Source organism: Quadrisphaera sp. KR29, assembly GCF_052644995.1.
Genome location: NZ_JBQXXG010000004.1, coordinates 223704 through 242720 on the forward strand (window position 1 = coordinate 223704; position 19017 = coordinate 242720).

Sequence of the window (19017 nt, forward strand, 5' to 3'; positions counted from 1 at the left end):
CGACTCGCTCAGGTTGCGAGTGACATCCGCCGATGTGGTGCTCGTAAGCCGCTGCGAGGTCCCCGCCACGGCGGCGGGCGCACGCAGCGGCGCACGGACCCAGGAGGAGGAGGCCGCGTGGACGGCATGGACGAGATCATCGGCGAGTTCCTCGTCGAGAGCTACGAGAACCTCGACCAGCTCGACAGGGACCTGGTGGCCCTGGAGCAGGCCCCCGGCTCGCGCGAGCTCCTGGCGAGCGTGTTCCGCACCATCCACACCATCAAGGGCACCAGCGGGTTCCTCGCGCTGTCCAAGCTGGAGAGCGTCGCGCACGTCGGGGAGAACCTGCTCGCCAAGCTGCGCGACGGGGTCATGGTCATGGACCCGGCCACCGCCGACGCGCTGCTGGCGATGGTCGACACCATCCGCGCCCTGCTCGCGAGCCTGGAGGACAGCGGCTCCGAGGGCGACCTCGACGTCGACCCGACGGTGGCGCAGATCAAGGCGGTGCTGGACGGGACCGCTGCCGCGCCCGCAGCGCCGGCCCGCGCGAAGGCCGCCGCCACCGAGCCGGCCGCCGTCCCCGTCGCCGAGCCCGCTGCCGAGCCCGTCGCCGAGGTCGCCGCCGAGCCCGTCGCCGACGTCGCCAGCGAGCCGGAGCCCGAGCCGGAGCCGGTCGCCGCGCCCCCCGCCGCGCCGGCGCCCGCCGCCGGCCCCGAGGCCCCCGCGGCCCCCCCGGCAGCGCCGGCCGCCGCCGCCCACGACGGCGAGCACCGCCGCAGCGCCGCCGACTCCTCCATCCGCGTGGACGTCGACGTCCTCGACGACCTCATGCGCCTCACCGGTGAGCTGGTGCTGGCCCGCAACCAGATCCTGCGCCAGGTGGCCACCCTCGCCGACGACCTGGAGCTCACCCGCGCCGCCCAGCGCCTGAACCTCATCGCCGGTGAGCTGCAGGAGGGCGTCATGAAGACGCGCATGCAGCCCATCGACGCGCTGTGGGCCAAGCTGCCGCGCGTGGTGCGCGACCTCGGCGCCCAGTGCGGGCGCCAGGTCCGCCTGGACATGGTGGGCCGCGAGACCGAGCTGGACCGCACGCTGCTCGAGGCCGTCAAGGACCCGCTGACGCACCTGGTGCGCAACGCCGTCGACCACGGCATCGAGGCCCCGGCCGACCGCGTCGCGGCCGGCAAGCCGCGCGAGGGCGTCCTGCGCCTGGCCGCCCGCCACGAGAGCGGCCAGGTGGTCGTGGAGGTCTCCGACGACGGCAAGGGCATCGACCCCGCCGTCATCGGCGCCTCGGCGGTGCGCAAGGGCGTCATCACCCAGGACGTGCTGGACCGGATGGCGCCCGCCGACGTCCTCCAGCTGATCTTCGCGCCCGGCTTCTCCACCGCCGCGGCGGTCACCAACGTCTCGGGCCGCGGTGTGGGCATGGACGTGGTCAAGACCAACGTCGAGGCCATCGGCGGCACCATCGAGGTCGAGTCGGTCGCCGGCCGCGGCACCACCTGCCGCCTGCGCATCCCCCTGACGCTGGCGATCATGCCGGCGCTCACGGTGGTCTCCGGCGCCGAGCAGTACGCCATCCCGCGGGTGAACCTGCAGGAGCTGGTGGCCCTCGACGTCGAGTCCGACCCCGGCCTGCTCGAGGAGGTCGGCGGCGCGCCCGTCTACCGCCTGCGCGGGGAGCTGCTGCCCCTGGTCAACCTCGCCGACGTCCTGGGCGTCACGCCGAGCGTGCGCGCCGACGGCGGCGAGCGCATCACCATCGCCGTCCTGGCCTCCGAGGGGCGCCGCTTCGGCCTGGTGGTCGACAGGGTGCTCAACACCGAGGAGATCGTGGTCAAGGCGCTGGGCAACCAGCTCAAGGCCGTGGGCCTGTTCTCCGGGGCCACGATCCTGGGCGACGGCGCCGTCGCGCTGATCCTCGACGTGCAGTCCCTGGCCCGCCGCGCCCTGCGGGGCGTGACCGCCGAGCGCCTCGAGATGGCCCGCGACGACCGCGCCGCGACCACCGCGGGCACCGGCGAGCGGCTGCTCGTGGCGGGCATCGGCGGCGGGCGCCAGGTGGCCATCCCGCTCGACATGGTCACCCGCCTGGAGCGCATCGCCGCCTCCAGCGTGGAGACCGTCGGCTCGCGCGAGGTGGTCCAGTACCGCGGGGAGATCCTGCCCATCGTGCGCCTGGACCGCTACCTCGGCGCCTTCGCCGAGGCGGACCGCACCGACCTGGAGGTCGTCGTCTACGCCGACCCGCGCCAGGGCGGGCGCAGCGTGGCCATCGTCGTGGAGTCCATCCTCGACGTCGTCGACGGCTCCAGCGCCTCGGTGCTGTCCGACATCGACGACCACGGCCTGCTCGGCTCGGCCGTCATCGCCGACCGCGTCACGGAGATGCTCGACGTGCGCGCCGCGATCCTCACCGCCGACCCGGCGTTCTTCTCCCACACCGCCGCCCTGACCGAGACCGTGGAGGTCTGACGTGAGCACCAGGACCGCCGTCGCCACCGCCGCCCCGGTCGCGACCCGGATGCTGACCTTCGAGCTGGCCGGGGCCCTGTACGGCCTGGAGGTCGAGCAGGTGCAGGAGGTGCTGCGGGCCCAGAAGGTGACCCGCGTCCCGCTGCACAGCGAGGCCATCGCCGGGCTGATCAACCTGCGCGGCGAGGTCGTCACCGCCATCGACCTGCGGGCGCGGCTGTCCCTGCCGGCGCGCCCCGAGGGCCAGGAGGCGGTGAACATCGTCGTGCGGCTGCACGGGGAGTCCATCAGCCTGCTGGTCGACTCGATCGCCGACGTCGTCGAGCTCGACGACCGCAGCTTCGAGCCCGTCCCGGACACCCTGGACGGGGAGGTGCGCGACCTCATCCGCGGCGCCTACAAGACCGAGGGCCGGCTGCTGCTCGCCCTCGACGTGCAGCGCGCCGTCACCGGCTGAAACCACCCGGTGCCCGACACCACCCGTCCGGGTCACTGACGGAGCACACACCGCTGGTCCCCGCTCACCCTCCGCTGCGACGGACGGGTGAGCGGGGATCGCGTCGTCACGCAGAGCGAGGCACCCTGACCGTGTGCCGTACACCCTGACCAGCGCCGCCACCCTCGGTTACGACCTGGTCCGGCTGCCCGGTGGCCGCCAGGCCGCCGGGGTGGTCGTCGCGGCCCTGCGCAGCGGACCCGCCGAGCGGGCGCTGCTGGCCGCGCACCACCCGCTGCGCACCTCCGACCCCTCGGCGGACCCCCTGCACGCCGCCGAGGAGGGCGCCCGCGCCCGCGAGCTGGCCGCCGCCGGCCCGCGCCTGCAGGACACCGCCGGGGCCGCCGGCGCCGTCGCCGCCGGTGAGCAGGTCCGCCTGGCCGCCCTGGCCGAGCAGCTGCGCCGCTCGATGGTGGGCAGCGCCTCCGCCTTCGAGCACCTGGTGCGCACCGAGGCCATGGACCCCCTCGGCGGGCACGACGACCACCTCGGCGGCGACCCCGGGGACGGCGACGCCGCCCTCGACCGGGCCCTGGCCGCCGACGTGCTGGCCGACGCCGCCGTGGCCGCCTACGCCGCCCGCGAGCTGCCCCGGGCGCTGCGGCGCCACCTGTCCGAGCCGTACGAGCGCGCCGTCGCCGGCGCCGTGCCCGGCACGTTCGAGCTGGCGCCCGACCCGCGCACCCCGTGGGGCCCGGCGCTGGCCGAGGTGCTCGACGGGCTGCGCCACACCGACGCCCCGGGCCGCCTGCGCTGGCGCGCCGCCGTGGACGCCGCCCGGGCTCGCGGCGCCCGCGACGCGGCCCTGGCCCGCTCGTGGTCGGAGGCCATGCACGACGCGTGCTGGGCCGCCCACACCTCCGGGCGCACGGCAGCGGCCGCCGCGGCGCAGATGCTCGCCGTGCAGGCCTTCCTCGACGGCGGGTTCGGGGTGGACGACGGCGCCACCGGCGTCTGGAACGCCGTCTCCGGGTGCGTGCAGGGCGTCCTGGTGGCCGACCTGCTCGGCGAGGAGTCCCTCGCGCTGCTGGCCCAGCCGTGGGCCGCGGTGACCGGCGAGGCGCTCGCCGGCTGCTGAGCACGCCTGTGGGCTGAACGGGGCATCCGGCGTCACTCCCCGACGTCCCCCTCCGCTGCGGCTCAACCCGGCCCGCCCCACCGCCGATCCCCTCAGTACGCCTCGCACGAGCGAGCGCGCTGAGAACCAGGGAGGCCGTCGGTGCAGCCGATCAGGGTGCTCGTCGTCGACGACTCCGTCGTCGTCCGGAAGATCGTCACCGACTGCCTCTCCGGTGACCCCCAGGTCGAGGTCGTCGGCACCGCCTCCAACGGCCGGCTGGCCCTGGCCAAGATCGCGGCGCTGCGCCCCGACGCGGTGACGATGGACATCGAGATGCCGGAGATGGACGGCATCCAGGCGGTCCGCGAGATCCGCAAGACCGAGCGCCGCCTGCCGATCATCATGTTCAGCACGCTGACCGACCGGGGCGCGGCCGCCACCCTGGAGGCGCTCACCGCCGGCGCGTCGGACTACGTCACCAAGCCCGCGAACGTCGGCTCGGTGCAGGCCTCCATGGCGCAGGTGCGCGAGCAGCTGCTGCCCAAGCTGCTGGCGCTGACCGGGCGCACGCCCACACCCGCGCAGGCCGCTGCGGTGCCGCGCGCCACCGCCCTCACCGCGCTGCACGGCGCCGCCAGCGCCGCCCAGGCCGCGCCCGCGCCGCGCGCGGTGCCGCCGCGCCAGCCCGCCGTCCTGGTCGTCGGCTCCTCCACCGGGGGGCCCGAGGCGCTGGCCAGCGTGCTGCCGCGCCTGCCGCGCGACCTGCCGGTGCCGGTGCTCGTGGTCCAGCACATGCCGCCGCTGTTCACCGCGCAGTTCGCCGCCCGCCTGGACAAGCTGTGCGCCCTCGACGTCGTCGAGGCCACCGCCGGCACCCCGCTGCGCCCCGGCACCGTGCACCTGGCGCCGGGTGACTGGCACCTCACCGTGCGGGCCGCCGACCGCGAGAAGCGCACCGTGCTGACGCAGGACCCGCCGGAGAACTTCTGCCGCCCCGCCGTCGACCCGCTGTTCCGCTCCGTGGTCGAGGCCTACGACGGCGCCGTGCTCGCCGTCGTCCTGACCGGCATGGGCTCGGACGGCAAGCTCGGCGCCGCCCGCGTGCGCGCCGCCGGCGGGTACGTCATCGCCCAGGACAGGGCCACCTCGGTGGTCTGGGGCATGCCCGGCGCGGTCGCCACCTCCGGCAGCGCCGACGAAGTGCTCCCGCTGGGCTCCATCGCCGAGGCCGTGCTGCGCCGCCTGCCGCGCTCCGCCGCGCCCACCCCGGTGCTGGCCCCCGCTCCCGCCCCCCGCTCTGCGACGACGCCGGCGCTGCCGGCGACGCGCCCCTCGATCCTCGGAGGTGCTCGATGAGCCTGGCCGCCGCCGACTTCGGCTTCGTGGCCGACATGGTCCGCCGTGAGAGCGCCATCGTCCTGGCCCCCGGCAAGGAGTACCTCGTCGAGGCGCGCCTGCTGCCGCTGGCCCGCCGCGCCGGCGCCTCCGGCGTCGCCGAGCTGGTGGAGAAGGCCCGTCGCAACCCCGACCGCGCCACCACGCAGTCGATCGTGGAGGCCCTCACCACCAACGAGACCTCCTGGTTCCGTGACGGCGACCCGTTCTCCCAGCTGGGCACCACGGTCTTCCCGCAGCTGCTCGCCGCGCGCGGCGCGGGGGAGAAGCTGCGCTTCTGGTCGGCCGCCTGCTCCAGCGGGCAGGAGGCCTACACGATCGCGATGGTCGCCTCCGACACCGTCCCGGCCGCCGGCTCCCGCCTGTCGATCCACGCCACCGACCTGTCGGTGGAGATGGTGGAGCGCACCAGGGCGGGGCGCTTCAGCCAGCTCGAGGTCAACCGGGGCCTGCCCGCGCCGATGCTCGTGCGCCACTTCACCCGCGCCGGGGCCGAGTGGGAGGTCGCCCCCGCGCTGCGCGCCATGGTGACCGCCGCCCAGCTCAACCTCGCGCAGCCGTTCCCGCGGATGGGCCCCTTCGACGTGGTCTTCCTGCGCAACGTGCTCATCTACTTCGACGTCCCCACCAAGCAGGACATCTTGCGCCGGGTCCGCGCCCTCATGCGGCCCGACGGCTGGCTGTTCCTCGGGGCCGCGGAGACCACCCTCGGCGTGGACGCCGGCTGGGAGCGCGTGGCCCTGGGCCGCACCTCCGCCTACCGGCCGCTGCGGTGAGCGCCACCGGCCGGACCGACCGGCCCGACCGAGCCACCCGGACCAGCACGACCCCGCTGCAGACGGCGGCGGACCGCACAGAGAGAGGGAAGGCAGTGCACGCACTGGTGATCGACGACTCGCGAGCGATGCGCCGGATCGTCGGCGGCATCCTCGAGAACCTCGGCTACGAGGTCGAGCAGGCCGGCGACGGGCGCGAGGCGCTGGACGTCCTCGAGGCCGGGCGCGTGCCCGACCTCGCCTGCATCGACTGGAACATGCCCGTCATGGACGGCCTGTCCTTCGTCAGCGCGGTCCGCGCGAACCCGGCGTGGCGCGACGTCACGCTCATGATGGTCACCACGGAGAGCGAGCACGGGCAGATCGTCCGCGCCCTCGCCGCAGGCGCCCACGAGTACCTCATCAAGCCCTTCACCCCCGACGCGCTGCGCGACAAGCTCTCGCTGCTCGGGCTGGTGCCGGTGGAGGTGCCGTGAGCGCCCCCGCCGAGCTGCTGCCCGAGGAGACCGTCCGCGCCGTCGTGGACGAGATCTTCGCCTCCTTCGTGGGCGAGGACGAGGTGCTCCTCCCGCTCGAGGGCGAGCTGCCCGAGCAGACCGTCAGCGCCTGGGTCGGCATCGAGGGCCCCTGGCGCGGTCGCGTCGTGCTGACCTGCGCCCCCGCCACCGCCGAGGAGCTCACCCGCGCCCTGCTGCGCGGGCAGGTCGGGGAGCAGCTCGAGCCCGAGGACGTCGAGGACGGCTTCGGCGAGCTCGCCAACGTCGTCGGCGGCGGCCTCAAGGCCCTGCTGCCCGACGTCTCCTCCCTCACCCTGCCCCGCGTCGGCGCCCAGGCCCCGGCCGGGGCCGAGGAGCACCGCGTGGCCAGCCTGTGGCGCGGGGAGCCCTTCGACGTCGTCATCACCAGCGTCCCGCCGACCGCCTGACCCACCACCCAACCCCTGACCGCCCTCCCTGACGGCCCCGCCCCCCTGACCGCGAGGAAGAGAACCATGAAGATCCTCATCGCCGACGACAGCCGCGTCATGCGGCAGATCGTGATCCGCACCCTGCGCCAGGCCGGCTACGACAGCCACGAGGTCGTGGAGGCCGAGAACGGCCGCGAGGCCCTGGACAAGGTCGCCAGCGAGCGGCCCGACCTGGTGCTCTCGGACTGGAACATGCCCGAGATGACCGGCATCGAGTGCCTGCGCGCGCTGCGCGCCTCCGGCTCGGAGGTGCCGTTCGGCTTCGTGACGTCGGAGGGCTCCGACGACATGCGCTCCACCGCCGCCGCGGCTGGCGCGCTGTTCCTCATCGCCAAGCCGTTCTCGCCCGAGAGCTTCGACCAGCACCTGGCCCCGGTGATCGGCTGATGAGCACCGCGACCACGCCGCTGCCCGCGGCCAAGGACGTCAAGGACCTCCTCGAGGGCCTGCTCGGCCGCGCCTGCGACCTGCACGAGGGCAACACCTTGGACGCCTCCGGCCAGAACCTCGTGGCCACCTACGTGGACGACACCCTGGTCATGCGCGCGCTGGTGGCCGCGGACCTGCCGCTGGCGGTCTACGCCGGCGCCGCGATCGGGCTCATGCCGCCCGGCGCCGCGCAGGACTTCGCCTCCGAGGGCGACCTGCCCAAGAGCTACCGCGAGAACGCCGCCGAGGTGCTCAACATCATGGCGTCGCTGTTCAACACGCCGGGCGCGCCGCACCTGCGGCTGTACAGCACCCACGCGCCCGGGGAGGCGCTGGCCGGTGACGTCTCCGCCAACCTCGCCAAGCGCGGCGGCCGCGTCGACTTCTCGGTCGAGGTGAAGGGGTACGGCAAGGGCGCCCTGGCGGTCGTGCTGGTCTGACGCGCTGCCGCTGCCGCGCTGGAAGGGCCGGCTTCCCCTGGTGGGGAGCCGGCCCTTCTGCCTGCGTGGCGCGGCTGGTCTGCAGATCTTGGCGATCGGTCGGGCCGGGGTGCGCATGTGCGCCACCGATCGCCAAGATCCGCGCCGGGCATCGTGCGCACCACGTGTCGACCTTGGCGTTCAGTGCCCCCGCGAGGACCTGGCGCGCCACGGAAGGACCATCTCGACACAGCTCGAGGACGACGACGGCGACGGGCGACCGCGTGGGTACCGCTGGCGCCGCCGCCCGTCCGACGCCGAAGGCCGGCGCCCCGTGCGGGGCGCCGGCCTTCGAGGCGGAGCGGGTGGAGCTTGGCTCAGGCCGCCAGCGGCTGGCGCAGCGGGTAGGTGCTGCCGGTGAGCACCACCTGGGCGGCGGTGCCGGTGGTGGCGTTCACCAGGATCGGCGCCAGGAGGTTCACGGTGGAGTCCTCCAGCGAGGCGCCAGGGCTCACGACGACGAGCAGCAGGCCGTCCTCACCGGGCGCCAGGCCGACTGCGGCGCGGGCGACGCCGTCGAAGGTGGGCGAGTAACCGGCCACCACCACGGCCGGGTCGAGCACGAAGAGGCGGACGCTCTCGTCCTCCAGGCTGTGCAGCGCCAGGAGCGGGCTGTCGGGGTCGATCTCGACCAGGGCGAAGCGCGTCAGGTGCTCCAGGCCCAGCAGGGGCGCTGCGAAGCGGACCTCGGTGAGGCCGTACTCCTCGGCGGCGTCCGCGGCCTGCGTCTCGCTGTCCATCACGATCACGGTACTGCTCACGGGTCTCCTCGGGTCGTCCGCGCCGTCCGTGGCTGTGGGATGTGCTGCGCCCCAGGCGGGTCGCGGGCAGGTGAGGCTCAGTGCCGTCACCTCAGGAAGTCCATGAGGGAGGTGTTGAGCACCTTGGAGTTGGCCGTCAGAGCCGCCTTGTAGGCGGTCTCCTGCAGCGACAGCTGGATCATCACCGCGGGCAGGTCGACGTCCTCGACCTTCGAGAGCTGGTCGCTCAGCTCGTACTTGGCCGACGAGGCGACCTCCTTGGCGCGCTCGATGCGGTTGACGCGAGCACCGACGTCAGCCAGCCCCTCGAGCACGCGGCCGATGGCGCCGTCGAGCCTGTTGAGCAGCTCTCCGAGCCGCTTGCCCTTGTCGACGTCGACGCCGCCGACGGCGACGTCCGGGCCGGCCTCCTTCGGCGTCTTGATCTCGTCGCGGATCTGCTGGAGCAGCGAGAACACCGACTGCTGCCTGTCCGCGTCGCTGACGCCGTTGACGGCGACGTCGGTGCCGAAGATCCTGGCTCCGTTGCTGTCGACCCTGACCGTCGACTGGGCGTCGACCTGCCTCTCGACCTTCGTGTCGCCCGTCCCGGTGGGTGCCCAGGAGTACGTGGCAGGCGTGTAGGCCACGGCGGGCGCGGTCCCCGGGCCGGTCACCTCCGGAGAGACCGGTACGACCGCGTCGCCTGGCCCTGAGGTTCCCGCGAAGACGCTGCGGCCCTGGTACTGCGTGTTCGCGAGGGACAGGACCGTCTGCAGGATGCCGTCCAGCTCGACCGAGATCGCCGTGCGCGTGCCGTCGGTCTGCACGCCCTGGTTGAGGGCCTGCACGACGAGCGTCCGGGCGGCGCGCAGCTGGGAGGTGGTCGTCTGCAGGGCGGTGTCCTGCATGCTGAGCCAGCTCAGCCCGTCGTCGCCCTGCACGGTGTACTGCTCATTCAGGCGGAGCTGCTGGCGCAGGGCCAGGCTGGAGACCGTGCCGGTCGGGTCGTCCGACGGCTTGGTGATCTTCTTGCCGCTGGAGACCTGGCTCTGCAGCAGCGACATCGCCTGCAGGTTGCCCTGCAGGCGCGCCAGCGACGCCTCCTGGATGGACCGGTGGGTCACGCGCTCGGTCATGTCATCACCTGCCCACGAGTCCGGTCTTGTTGATGAGGACGTCGAGCATCTCGTCCACGGCTGTCAGCACGCGGGCCGCGCCCTGGTAGGCGCGTTGCGCGGCGATGAGGTCGGCGCTCTCCTCGTCGAGGGAGACGCCGGCCATGCCCTGCTGGTCAGCGACGGAGGCTGTCAGCACGGCCCGCGCCGCGTCGGTGCGGGCGCTCGCGGAGCTGCTGTCAGCTCCGAGCTTGGCGACGTAGCTGGCCCACAGGCGGTCGGGGCTCTCCAGGCGGTCCGCGTCTGAGGCCGTCGCGGACGTGTCAGGACGCGCGGTGGCGATGGCTGCGACCCTTGCGGCCACGGAGCCGTCGCGCTGGCCCTTGGAAGCGGCGCCCAGGGCCAGGTCGCGGCCGCTGGTGATGGCGATCACCAGGCTCTGGGCCGTGAAGTTCCCGTCCGCGTCGGCGCCGCCGAAGAGAGGCCCCGCGGGAGACGGCGGGTCGTTGCCGTCGACGGAGTCGGAGTCCGTCTGGATCGCGTTGATCTTCTGGGCGAGGCTGTTGGCCACGGCGTCGTACCTGCTCGAGGCGTCGGGCAGGGTCTTGCGCAGGGCCTCCAGCTCACCGGTGAGCTTCCCGCTGAGCGGCGTCACGACGTTGTCGCCGACCTTCACCACGATGGGTGTGGTGGCGACGTCGCTCATCGTGGTCGGCGTCTCGCTGACCGAGAGCTTCGCGGTGAGCTTGCCCTGCACGAGCAGCCCGCCGCCGAGGTAGAGGTCCACCTGTCCGTTGGCGCTCGCCTGCGTCGTCGCGCCGGTCAGCTCGACGATGCGCGTGACGAGCTGGTCGCGCTGGTCCTTGAGCTCGTTCGCGGCACCGCCAGTGGTGACCGCCTTCTGGATCTGCTCGTTGAGCGTGGCGACGCTGGAGGCCAGCGTGTTGACCTCGTCGACGTCGGCGCCCACCTGCGTCCGGGTGGTCGACCACTGGTCGTTGATGGTGTTCCAGGCGGCGTGCAGGGCGGCCACCACGTTCTCCGTGGCGCCGAGCACGGTGGCGCGGGCGGCGCCGTCCGCGCCGGTGGAGCCGGCCTTGGTGGCGGCATCGGCCCAGGCGGCCCACATCTTGTTGAGCTGGGTGGCCAGGCCGGCGTCGCTGGGCTCCTGCGTCAGCGACTCCAGACCGGACAGCGTCTGCGCGCGCTGCTGCTGCAGGGCGTGGTCGCCGGTCTGGACGTTGACGCGCTGGGCCTGCACGGCGTCGTAGGCCCGGGTGATGTCCGTGACCTTCACGCCGCCGCCGGTGACGGGGAAGCCGGTCAGCATCCCCGAGCCGCCCGGCGCGTTGAGCATCTGCAGCTCAGCGCGCTGGCGGGTGTAGCCGGGGGTGTTGACGTTGGCGACGTTCTGCCCGATGACGTCCATCGCGCTGCGGTGAGCCCGCAGCGCCGTCACCGCGGCGTTGATGCCGGAGAAGGTGCTCATGGTCCCGTCCTCGGGGTCAGCTGCTGTCGGCGGAAGGTCGGTGGGGGAGGAGCGCTCAGAGCGCCCGGTCGACGAGGTGCGCGGGCGCCGGCGAGGTGGTGCGGCCGGTGGGGGCGTAGGTCTCGAGCGTGCCGGTCAGGCTCAGCAGGGTCTCGCGGGTGGCGCGGGTGGCCACGGCGATGACCTCGCGGTTCTGCGCGGAGACCCGGGCGATCTCGGTCGTCAGCTCCAGCAGCGCGTCGCGGTGGGAGACGAGGATCGAGGCCCACGCGCCGTCGGAGGCGGTGGCCAGGTCCTTCAGCGACGACGACGGCGGCATCCCGATGCTCGCGGCGTAGGCGTCGACCTCGATGCTGCGCAGCAGCTCGGTCTCGCGCAGCTGCTCGACCACGAGCTGCACCTCGTGGGAGGCGTGCGCCACCCACCGGCTGCCCCCGCTGGTGAGGATCAGGCGCTCCTCCTCCAGCTTGAACAGGAGCAGCTCCAGCTGCTCGCGCTCGCGCCACAGCACGTTGGAGACCTCGGCGACGCCCACGCGCCCTCCCATCGCTGTCGACTGCACCACGGCGGTGCGGTCCATCACGCTGTCCATCGACGGGGGCTGGGCAGGGCTGAGGAGAAACGGAGGCCGGCTGCTGGAGCCTGAGCGCAATCGGGGGAGGTCCACCCGCTCGGCTCAAGCCGACGCGCCGATGCGCCGACACCTTGTCCGTGACCGGATCGACGTCGTCGCCCTCCACCCGGACCCCGCTCTCGCGCGGGGCCGTCGAGGAGCTCGTGACCTCCCACCTGCCGATCGTCGGCTACCAGGTGAACGAGATGCTCGTGCGCCTGCCGGGCCACGTGCTGCGCGACGACCTCGTCTCCGCGGGCATGGCGGCCCTCGCCGCTGCCGCCGCCGGGTACGACCCCTCCACGGGCGTGCCCTTCGCCCGCTACGCCACGCTGCGGATCCGCGGCGCGCTGCTCGACGAGCTGCGCGGCATGGACTGGGCGCCCCGCGGCGCCCGTGCTCGTGCCCGGGCGGTGGAGGGCGTGGAGGAGCGGCTGACGGTCGACCTCGGGCGCCGCCCGACCCGCGACGAGCTCGCCGCCGCTCTGGGCTGCTCGCCTGCGGACGTCGACGCCGCCAAGAACGACGTCCAGCGCGCCGTGGTCAGCCTCGACGCCTTCGACGGCGCCCTGTCCGACGTGCTGCCGCAGCGCGGCATCGGCCCGGAGGAGGCGGTGCTGCAGGGCGAGCAGGTCCGCTACCTCAAGGCCGCCGTGCACGCCCTGCCGGAGCGCCTGCGCGTCGTCGTCGCCGGCCTCTACCTCGAAGACCGCGCCGTGGCCGACCTGGCCGCCGAGCTGGGCGTGACCGAGTCGCGGATCAGCCAGCTGCGCACCGAGGCCCTCGGCCTCATGCGCGACGGGATGAACGCCTCCCTGGAGCCCTCCATGGTGACCGCCGTCGAACGCCCCGGTGGAGTCGTCGACCGGAGGCGCCAGGCGTACTTCGCGGCCGTGGCTGCTCACGCCTCCGTCGCGCCGACTGCCACTGCTGCGGCGGCGGCCGACGCGGTGGAGCCTGCGATGACGACGACCGCGGCGCCCGTGCCGACCCAGCGCCGCACCGGCTGGACCGCCTTCGGCTGATGGGCTGAGGCGCTCAGCTCCCAGACCCCCAGCCGCCGCCCGGTGACTTCCCCCACCCGGGCGGCGGCGGGTCCCACGTGACGAAGGCCCCCGCGCGGATCGCGCGGGGGCCTTCGTGGCAGGGAGCTCAGACTCGCCGTCAGCCCGTGACGTCGACGCCGTGCTCCTCGGGAGCCTCGGGCTGCGTCGAGGAGACCGTCGCCTCGAGGTAGGAGATGAGCACCGAGAGGCGCTCGGGGGTTATCCGCGAGGGCCGTGAGCCTTCGGGAGCCCGCCCGGTGATCGACGCCGCCAGGAGGCTCGCCAGGTAGGCGCCGGTCGCGTGACGTGCCCCCGGGTCTCCTCCGGCTTGGTTCTGGGCGGACGAGCCCCTCGAGGGGCTGTCGGGCTCGGCGACGGCGACCGCGGCCGACGAGGTCGCTGGTGGTGCGTCGTCGGTCGAGGTGCGTGCGGACGCCGCGGTCGACACGGCGACGCGGACGGGTCCGCTGTCGCCGCCGGGAGCGACCGCAGTCACGCCAGTGATCATGGGAGCCCTCCGTGGTCCCGGGCCTCCAGCCCCTGCTGGTGGTCACAGGAGAGTCATCGGCACCTCGTGAGGAGAAGTGTGCCGAGATCACACGTTGGGAGCAGCCCCGCGCGCTGCGGGGACCGGAGCACGGAGCGCGAGCACAACGTTCAAGAGTCGGGCAGCCGCGCCGATCGAACCTCCACGGGGTGACACCCGATCGATGAAGCATCCACAGCCGCCGATTGTGGTGAGGCACCACGGGAGGACTCATGACTCACGAGCCGGCCGAGACGACCGTCGTCACCTTCGGGACCTTCGACGTCTTCCACCACGGCCACCTGAAGCTCCTGCAGCGCGCTGCCGACCTCGGGAACCGGCTGATCGTCGGCGTGTCCTCCGATGCGCTCAACATCAGCAAGAAGGGGCGACCTCCGGTGTACTCCGAAGACGAGCGCATCGAGATCATCTCTGGTCTGCGCTGCGTCTCCGGTGTCTTCCTCGAGGAGTCCTTGGCGTTCAAGCGCCGCTACCTGCTCCAGCACCGGGCCGACGTGCTCGTGATGGGAGACGACTGGTCAGGGCGCTTCGACGACATGGGAGACATCTGCCGCGTCCTCTACCTGCCCCGCACGCCGGACGTCTCGACGACGAGCACCCTCGAGCGCATCAGGGCGGACGCACCTCGGAGGGTCGCTCTCCTGGTCTGATCCGCTCAAGACCGGAGCTCGATGGGCCGATGGAGTGACATGAGCTCCTTCGCCAGCACTCCCCAGCACCGCACCGTGCTCGTGGAAGTCACCGCGGACGGCGAGGCCCCTGGGACCGTGGTGAGCGCAGCGGTGCAACTGGCTGCCGCATCGCAGCACTCCCAGGTCCTCCTCTGCTCGGGCGGTGACGAGCAGCCCGCGGAGGAGGACGCAGCTCGCCTGGCCTCGTGGTGCCTCGCTGCCGTCCCCGAGTCTGCTCCGCTCCCGGAGATCCGGGTGCTCAGCCGCTCTGAGGCACTGGCCCAGGAGCCGTCGCTCCACGTCACTGCGGGGGGCGGCCCTGCCGCTGACGCCATGTCCATCACTGCTCTGGTGGAGTCCCTGTCTGTGGCGGCGCGCCCGGCAGCGTCCTCCGACGCAGACCGCGCTGAGGTCGCCAAGCTGCACGCTGTGATCGAACGGCTCCAGGGCCAGCGAGCGATCGCGATGCGCGACGTGCGCCTGGGCCACGGCCGCCGCGGGGACCGACGACCGGTCGTGGTGGCGCTGTTCCAGCACATCAGCTACTGGGCTGCTGTCGAGCGCCTCTACCACGCACTCGCGTGCCGTGACGACATCGAGTTCGTGGTGGTCGCCCTCGACAGCCCCGTGGACGTGCGCTCTGGCAGCACCGCCGACTTCCTGGTGTCGCAGGGGGTCGCGCCACACGACCCCGCATGGCTGCTGGAGAACGTCGACGACGTCGACCTCGTCCTGCTGGACAACCCGTACGACGAGGTGCGGCCGTACCAGTACCAGGCGACCCAGCTGGCGCAGCAAGGCATCCGCCTCGCCGCGGTCCCCTACGGCAACAACGCCATCGCAGGTGAGCTCATGGAGAAGCTGTTGTGGGACCTCCCGCTCCAGCGCTTCGCCTGGCGCTACTACCTGCCCGAGCGGGCGCAGCGAGGCCTCTTCGCCCGCCACTGCGCCACGGGCGACGAGCCGGTCCGGGTGCTGGGCAGCGCCAAGCACGACCGCATCGTGGACCCGAGGCCAGGACCCGTGGCGAAGCGGCTGCGGATGCAGGCCGGGTCGCGACCCGTCGTGCTCTACAACCCTCACTTCCGCGTCGGCGCGGGTGGCTGGTCCACCTTCGACCGCTACATCGACCCGCTCCTGGAGCACTTCTCGTCTCGCGACGACCTCGTCCTGGTCGTCCGTCCCCACTTCAGGCTGTTCTCGACGCTCATCCAGCTCGGGGCCGGAGTCCTGGAGTCCCGTCTCCGCGACGCCGCAGCCCGTCAGGACAACATCATCATCGATGAGGCTCCCGACTACGTCGACGCCTTCGCCGTCGCCGACGCGATGATCAGTGACCTGAGTTCGCTCGCCAACGAGTTCCACCTGACGGGCAAGCCGTTGCTTTACCTGCACCGTGCTGACGGACCAGGACCCACCGCCGAAGACCAGTGCTTCCAGGTGGTCGACCGGGCTGGGTCGTGGGCAGAGGTCGAGACCTTCCTCTCCGACGTGGCGTCGCGGTCACGGGGGGTCGTGGCCACTTCGAAGGCGAGAGCTGGCGCGGCCGGACGGCGCCTGGTCGACGGGCTCGCCAGCCAGAGGATCGCCGACGACATGGCCTCGTCGCTGCGCCGCGAACTGGGCCTCGCAGTGCGGGAGTCGGACACCGAGCTGGTGACGACCTCGTCGACGTCGCTGCCGGCGCACGCAGAGCTGGTCGCCGCCGGTGCGGTGCACCCCAGCCGACCGGTGGTGACCAGTCGACTCCGGCCGCACTCCGTGCCGCCTCCCCGTGGACCCGTACCGGGCCGAGGCACGGGTCACCTCGGCGCGACGGCTCGTCGTGAACCGGTCCTGACCGCGCGACAGGCGATCGTGGTCCAGTCGGCGGCCCGGCGCCGTGAGCTCGAGGACTCCGTGGTCCTCACCTCTTTCAAGGGCAAGGGAGCCGGTTGCAACCCCGCGGCGATCGCTCGGGAGCTCGAGCGCTCGCAGCACCCGTCCAAGCGCTACTGGGTGGTGCAGGACTGGGACAACCCGGTCCCGGCCGGCTGTCAGCCACTGCTGCTGGACAGCCAGGAGCACCACGAGCGCATCGCCAGGGCGCGCTTCGTCGTGGACAACGAGACGATGCCGCTGGCTCTCGAGCGACGCCCGGGTCAGCTCCTGCTGCAGACCTGGCACGGCACGCCGTTGAAGAAGCTGAGGTTCGACCTGCACGAGGTCGTTCCTCGCAGCCAGTCCACGTTGGCTTCTCTCCAGCGTGACGCCGAGCTGTGGGACGTCATGCTGTCCCCCAACCCGCACACGACCGAGGTCCTTCGCCGGGGGTTCCGCTTCAGCGGGCGGATCCTCGAGTCGGGCTACCCGCGCAACGACGTCCTCGCCGACCCGGGCTTGCGCCGGCAGCACGGGGCCGCTGCACGAGCCGCGCTCGGCATCTCCGGCCACTCCCAGGTCGTCCTGTACGCACCGACCTGGCGTGACGACGCCATGCTCTCAGGGAGGAGTGGACGACAGCAGGTCGCCCAGCCCTCGCTCGACATGGACGGACTCACCTCGGCTCTGGGCCCCGACCTGGTCGTGCTCGTGCGAGGCCACCGCTTCGTCGGTCACCTCCCGGAGAGCTCGGGTGGTCCACGGGTCCTCGACGTGAGCGACTACCCGGACATGGCGGACCTCCTCGCGGCGGCTGACGTGCTCGTCACCGACTACTCGTCGTCCTTCTTCGACTTCGCCCTCACGGGCCGGCCGATGATCTTCTACGCCTACGACCTGGACAAGTACCGCGACCAGGTCCGTGGGCACTACTTCCCCATGGAGGAGGTGGTGCCGGGTCCTCTCGTGGCGAGGCCCGAGGAGGTCACCGAGCTCCTGCTCGACCTGCCCTCCTGGACACCGCACTTCACGGACAGGTACCGCACCTTCGTCGAGGACTTCGCGCCCTGGGACGACGGCGGCGCATCGCGCCGCGTCGTCGAGGCCCTCTTCGCGGATTCCTGACCCACCGCCGCCACGTGGGAGAAGAGATGAGCACCTTCCCGCAGGTGCGTCCGGGCGTCCCCGGAGCGTCCCTGCACCCTGCGCCCAACCTCCAGCGCCGGGGAAGCACCAACCGTGCCGCCCACGTCGACAAGGGCTCGTCCCTGGTCCCACCCGTGGTGCTGTACGGCCAGGCGAGGCTCGAGGACGGCTGTTCCGTCGGCAAGTACACCTATTTCGGGAACGGCTGTGTGGCGTCCAACGCGGACATCGGCAACTACTGCGCCATCGGTCGCTACGTCGAGATCGGGAGCAAGCCGCACCCGCTGGACATGATGTCGGTGCACCCCTTCCAGTACGAGGCGACGCACTTCGTGGAACAGCCGGGCTACCAGACCGACCGCGTGGAGTGGCGGACGGTGGACTCGGACGCGAGGGTGACCATCGGTCACGACGTCTGGATCGGCCACAAGGCGTGCATCCGGCCCGGTGTCACCATCGGCACTGGTGCGGTGATCGGTTCGGGAGCCATCGTCACCAGGGACGTGGCGCCCTACGCGGTGGTCGCGGGGTCTCCCGCGAGGCTCCTCCGGCACCGGTTCGAGGATGACGTGCGGAGCGCCCTCCTCGCGAGCCAGTGGTGGCACCTCGACCCGGCTGACCTGTCCGGAGTCGACTACGCCGACGTTCCGAGCGCGATCGCCGAGGTCGGTCGGCGCAGGGCGCGTCTTCAGACCCTCGTGGAGGCCGCGCTCAGGGAGTGGTCCTGGTGCCTCGAGGACGAGACGCGCCACGGCGTCCTCTGGTTCGACGTCGAGAAGTCCTACGCGTGTCCTGACGCAGTGGCTGGCTGTTCGACGGTCGTCCTCGACTCGCCCTGGTCGGACGGTCTGGAGCGCCGGCCCATCATCGACGCCTGGTTCGACCCCGTGACCAACGCCTTCGGCGTCTGGTCCGGCGCCCTCCCCGGGCCGGTCACTGCAGGCTCCCTGCGCCTGCGGTTGGAGTGACGCTCCCGTCCGGACCAGCGAGACGGGAGCAGGAGATCGACTTGGTGAGCGGTCCGGCTCATCCCGCCCACGACAGCTAGCGAGGTCGAGCCCGGCCGGTGACGGTCGGGCCGGCCGAGCGCGCCGTTCGCTCCCTGCGCGCGCACCGGTGCTGACCTCGCTCGAGGGCGTGGACGGCGAGCAGCGCGGACGTGCCAGGGCGGTGCACCGGCGTCCTCAGCACCGCCATCTGCGAGCGGCGGGAGGCCTGCGACGCCTCGATGCGTCGACGTCGCCCGTCCGCGCGGAGTTCGCACCCCAGCTCGAGCAGCGTGAAGCTGTGCTCCGAGAGCCGGGGCCCGTCGTCGTGCGCTGGCCGTGCTGCACCGCGCACCACTGCCTGTCGACCACTGCCTGCAGACGCGCGTGAGGGGACGAGGCGGGGGCGGACGGGACGGGCGGGACCTCGGTGGCGCAGGTCCGTCAGCGGTCGTCCGGCGAGCAGCCGGCCGAGTGCTCCACCCACGAGGCGGCCGGGCAGCTGAGCCGCGTGCAGCACGGCCATCGCGGAGCCAGTGGAGGTCGGGGCCGGGAGGCCCCTGCGTCGCCGTCCTCAGCGCAGCCCGCCTCGGAGTGACGACGGCGTTGTCGGTGACCGAGTGCCGCAGCGAGGCGTTGGGCCCGCTGTGAAGCACCTTTCGCGCGAGCACGTGCGCCTGACCGCGCCGCCCGCACCGAGCAGGCCCCTACCGAGCAGGCCCCTACCGAGCAG

General features: G+C 72.9%; 18 protein-coding genes. 13 read left to right on the forward strand and 5 right to left on the reverse strand.

Annotation, left to right across the window (positions count from 1 at the left end):
• The first annotated feature begins 117 nt into the window (after positions 1–117).
• The 9 genes from ACUN9U_RS05610 (at position 118) to ACUN9U_RS05650 (ending at position 8029) form a co-directional block, all read left to right on the forward strand.
• On the forward strand, positions 118–2466 hold the full coding sequence (locus tag ACUN9U_RS05610) for a chemotaxis protein CheA (protein ID WP_445483938.1): 2349 nt from the start codon (positions 118–120) through the stop codon (positions 2464–2466).
• Positions 2467–2515: 49 nt separating this feature from the next.
• Positions 2516–2923, forward strand: a complete 408-nt coding sequence (locus tag ACUN9U_RS05615; RefSeq protein WP_445483963.1) for a chemotaxis protein CheW — start codon at positions 2516–2518, stop codon at positions 2921–2923.
• 133 nt (positions 2924–3056) lie between these two features.
• Entirely contained in the window at positions 3057–4040 is a 984-nt protein-coding gene (locus tag ACUN9U_RS05620; RefSeq protein WP_445483939.1) for a hypothetical protein, read from the forward strand.
• Between the two features lie 141 nt (positions 4041–4181).
• Positions 4182–5378 carry a protein-glutamate methylesterase/protein-glutamine glutaminase gene (locus ACUN9U_RS05625; protein ID WP_445483940.1) on the forward strand — a complete coding sequence of 399 codons (1197 nt, stop codon included), beginning with the start codon at positions 4182–4184 and terminating at the stop codon, positions 5376–5378.
• Complete coding sequence (locus ACUN9U_RS05630; RefSeq protein WP_445483941.1) at positions 5375–6193, forward strand: CheR family methyltransferase; 819 nt, start codon at positions 5375–5377, stop codon at positions 6191–6193. The genes ACUN9U_RS05625 and ACUN9U_RS05630 overlap by 4 nt, the downstream gene beginning before the upstream one ends.
• Before the next feature lie 95 nt (positions 6194–6288).
• Complete coding sequence (locus ACUN9U_RS05635; protein WP_445483942.1) at positions 6289–6669, forward strand: response regulator; 381 nt, start codon at positions 6289–6291, stop codon at positions 6667–6669.
• Positions 6666–7118 (forward strand): chemotaxis protein CheX, encoded by a 453-nt coding sequence (locus ACUN9U_RS05640; RefSeq protein WP_445483943.1) that lies wholly within the window; start codon positions 6666–6668, stop codon positions 7116–7118. Before ACUN9U_RS05635 ends, ACUN9U_RS05640 begins: the two co-directional genes overlap by 4 nt.
• Before the next feature lie 66 nt (positions 7119–7184).
• Positions 7185–7547 (forward strand): response regulator, encoded by a 363-nt coding sequence (locus ACUN9U_RS05645; RefSeq protein ID WP_445483944.1) that lies wholly within the window; start codon positions 7185–7187, stop codon positions 7545–7547.
• Positions 7547–8029 (forward strand): hypothetical protein, encoded by a 483-nt coding sequence (locus ACUN9U_RS05650; protein ID WP_445483945.1) that lies wholly within the window; start codon positions 7547–7549, stop codon positions 8027–8029. The genes ACUN9U_RS05645 and ACUN9U_RS05650 overlap by 1 nt, the downstream gene beginning before the upstream one ends.
• Positions 8030–8385: 356 nt before the next feature.
• Here the strand turns inward: ACUN9U_RS05650 and ACUN9U_RS05655 are convergent, their stop codons facing one another.
• The 4 genes from ACUN9U_RS05655 to flgN form a co-directional block, all read right to left on the reverse strand.
• Positions 8386–8808: a flagellar assembly protein FliW gene (locus ACUN9U_RS05655; protein WP_445483946.1), complete on the reverse strand. Its 423-nt coding sequence runs from the start codon at positions 8806–8808 to the stop codon at positions 8386–8388.
• Positions 8809–8915: 107 nt separating this feature from the next.
• The gene (gene flgL, locus ACUN9U_RS05660; protein WP_445483947.1) at positions 8916–9947 is read right to left on the reverse strand and encodes a flagellar hook-associated protein FlgL; all 1032 of its coding nucleotides are present in this window, start codon (positions 9945–9947) and stop codon (positions 8916–8918) included.
• Between the two features lie 4 nt (positions 9948–9951).
• On the reverse strand, positions 9952–11415 hold the full coding sequence (flgK, locus tag ACUN9U_RS05665) for a flagellar hook-associated protein FlgK (protein ID WP_445483948.1): 1464 nt from the start codon (positions 11413–11415) through the stop codon (positions 9952–9954).
• A gap of 55 nt (positions 11416–11470) precedes the next feature.
• A complete protein-coding gene (gene flgN, locus ACUN9U_RS05670; protein ID WP_445483949.1) occupies positions 11471–12007 on the reverse strand; it encodes a flagellar export chaperone FlgN in 537 nt (178 codons plus the stop codon).
• A gap of 119 nt (positions 12008–12126) precedes the next feature.
• Here flgN and ACUN9U_RS05675 point away from each other — a divergent pair, with 119 nt between their 5' ends.
• On the forward strand, positions 12127–13053 hold the full coding sequence (locus ACUN9U_RS05675; RefSeq protein ID WP_445483950.1) for a sigma-70 family RNA polymerase sigma factor: 927 nt from the start codon (positions 12127–12129) through the stop codon (positions 13051–13053).
• A gap of 139 nt (positions 13054–13192) precedes the next feature.
• On the opposite strand, the gene ACUN9U_RS05680 is transcribed toward ACUN9U_RS05675, so the two are convergent.
• Positions 13193–13570: a hypothetical protein gene (locus ACUN9U_RS05680; RefSeq protein WP_445483951.1), complete on the reverse strand. Its 378-nt coding sequence runs from the start codon at positions 13568–13570 to the stop codon at positions 13193–13195.
• 263 nt (positions 13571–13833) lie between these two features.
• Here ACUN9U_RS05680 and ACUN9U_RS05685 point away from each other — a divergent pair, with 263 nt between their 5' ends.
• The 3 genes from ACUN9U_RS05685 to ACUN9U_RS05695 all read left to right on the forward strand — a co-directional run bounded on the left by ACUN9U_RS05685 (position 13834) and on the right by ACUN9U_RS05695 (position 18266).
• Positions 13834–14271, forward strand: a complete 438-nt coding sequence (locus ACUN9U_RS05685) for an adenylyltransferase/cytidyltransferase family protein (protein ID WP_445483952.1) — start codon at positions 13834–13836, stop codon at positions 14269–14271.
• A 450-nt stretch (positions 14272–14721) separates the two neighbouring features.
• The gene (locus tag ACUN9U_RS05690) at positions 14722–17277 is read left to right on the forward strand and encodes a CDP-glycerol glycerophosphotransferase family protein (protein WP_445483953.1); all 2556 of its coding nucleotides are present in this window, start codon (positions 14722–14724) and stop codon (positions 17275–17277) included.
• A gap of 26 nt (positions 17278–17303) precedes the next feature.
• The gene (locus tag ACUN9U_RS05695) at positions 17304–18266 is read left to right on the forward strand and encodes a CatB-related O-acetyltransferase (protein ID WP_445483954.1); all 963 of its coding nucleotides are present in this window, start codon (positions 17304–17306) and stop codon (positions 18264–18266) included.
• Positions 18267–19017 lie beyond the last annotated feature (751 nt).

What these genes read in the sequence shown, in the direction of transcription:
- ACUN9U_RS05615 (WP_445483963.1), top strand. Translation starts at nt 2,516, where the DNA reads ATGCTGACCTTCGAGCTGGCCGGGGCCCTGTACGGCCTGGAGGTCGAG.
- ACUN9U_RS05630 (WP_445483941.1), top strand. Translation starts at nt 5,375, where the DNA reads ATGAGCCTGGCCGCCGCCGACTTCGGCTTCGTGGCCGACATGGTCCGC.
- ACUN9U_RS05645 (WP_445483944.1), top strand. Translation starts at nt 7,185, where the DNA reads ATGAAGATCCTCATCGCCGACGACAGCCGCGTCATGCGGCAGATCGTG.
- ACUN9U_RS05650 (WP_445483945.1), top strand. Translation starts at nt 7,547, where the DNA reads ATGAGCACCGCGACCACGCCGCTGCCCGCGGCCAAGGACGTCAAGGAC.
- ACUN9U_RS05655 (WP_445483946.1), bottom strand. Translation starts at nt 8,808, where the DNA reads ATGGACAGCGAGACGCAGGCCGCGGACGCCGCCGAGGAGTACGGCCTC.
- flgL (WP_445483947.1), bottom strand. Translation starts at nt 9,947, where the DNA reads ATGACCGAGCGCGTGACCCACCGGTCCATCCAGGAGGCGTCGCTGGCG.
- flgK (WP_445483948.1), bottom strand. Translation starts at nt 11,415, where the DNA reads ATGAGCACCTTCTCCGGCATCAACGCCGCGGTGACGGCGCTGCGGGCT.
- flgN (WP_445483949.1), bottom strand. Translation starts at nt 12,007, where the DNA reads ATGGACAGCGTGATGGACCGCACCGCCGTGGTGCAGTCGACAGCGATG.
- ACUN9U_RS05685 (WP_445483952.1), top strand. Translation starts at nt 13,834, where the DNA reads ATGACTCACGAGCCGGCCGAGACGACCGTCGTCACCTTCGGGACCTTC.
- ACUN9U_RS05695 (WP_445483954.1), top strand. Translation starts at nt 17,304, where the DNA reads ATGAGCACCTTCCCGCAGGTGCGTCCGGGCGTCCCCGGAGCGTCCCTG.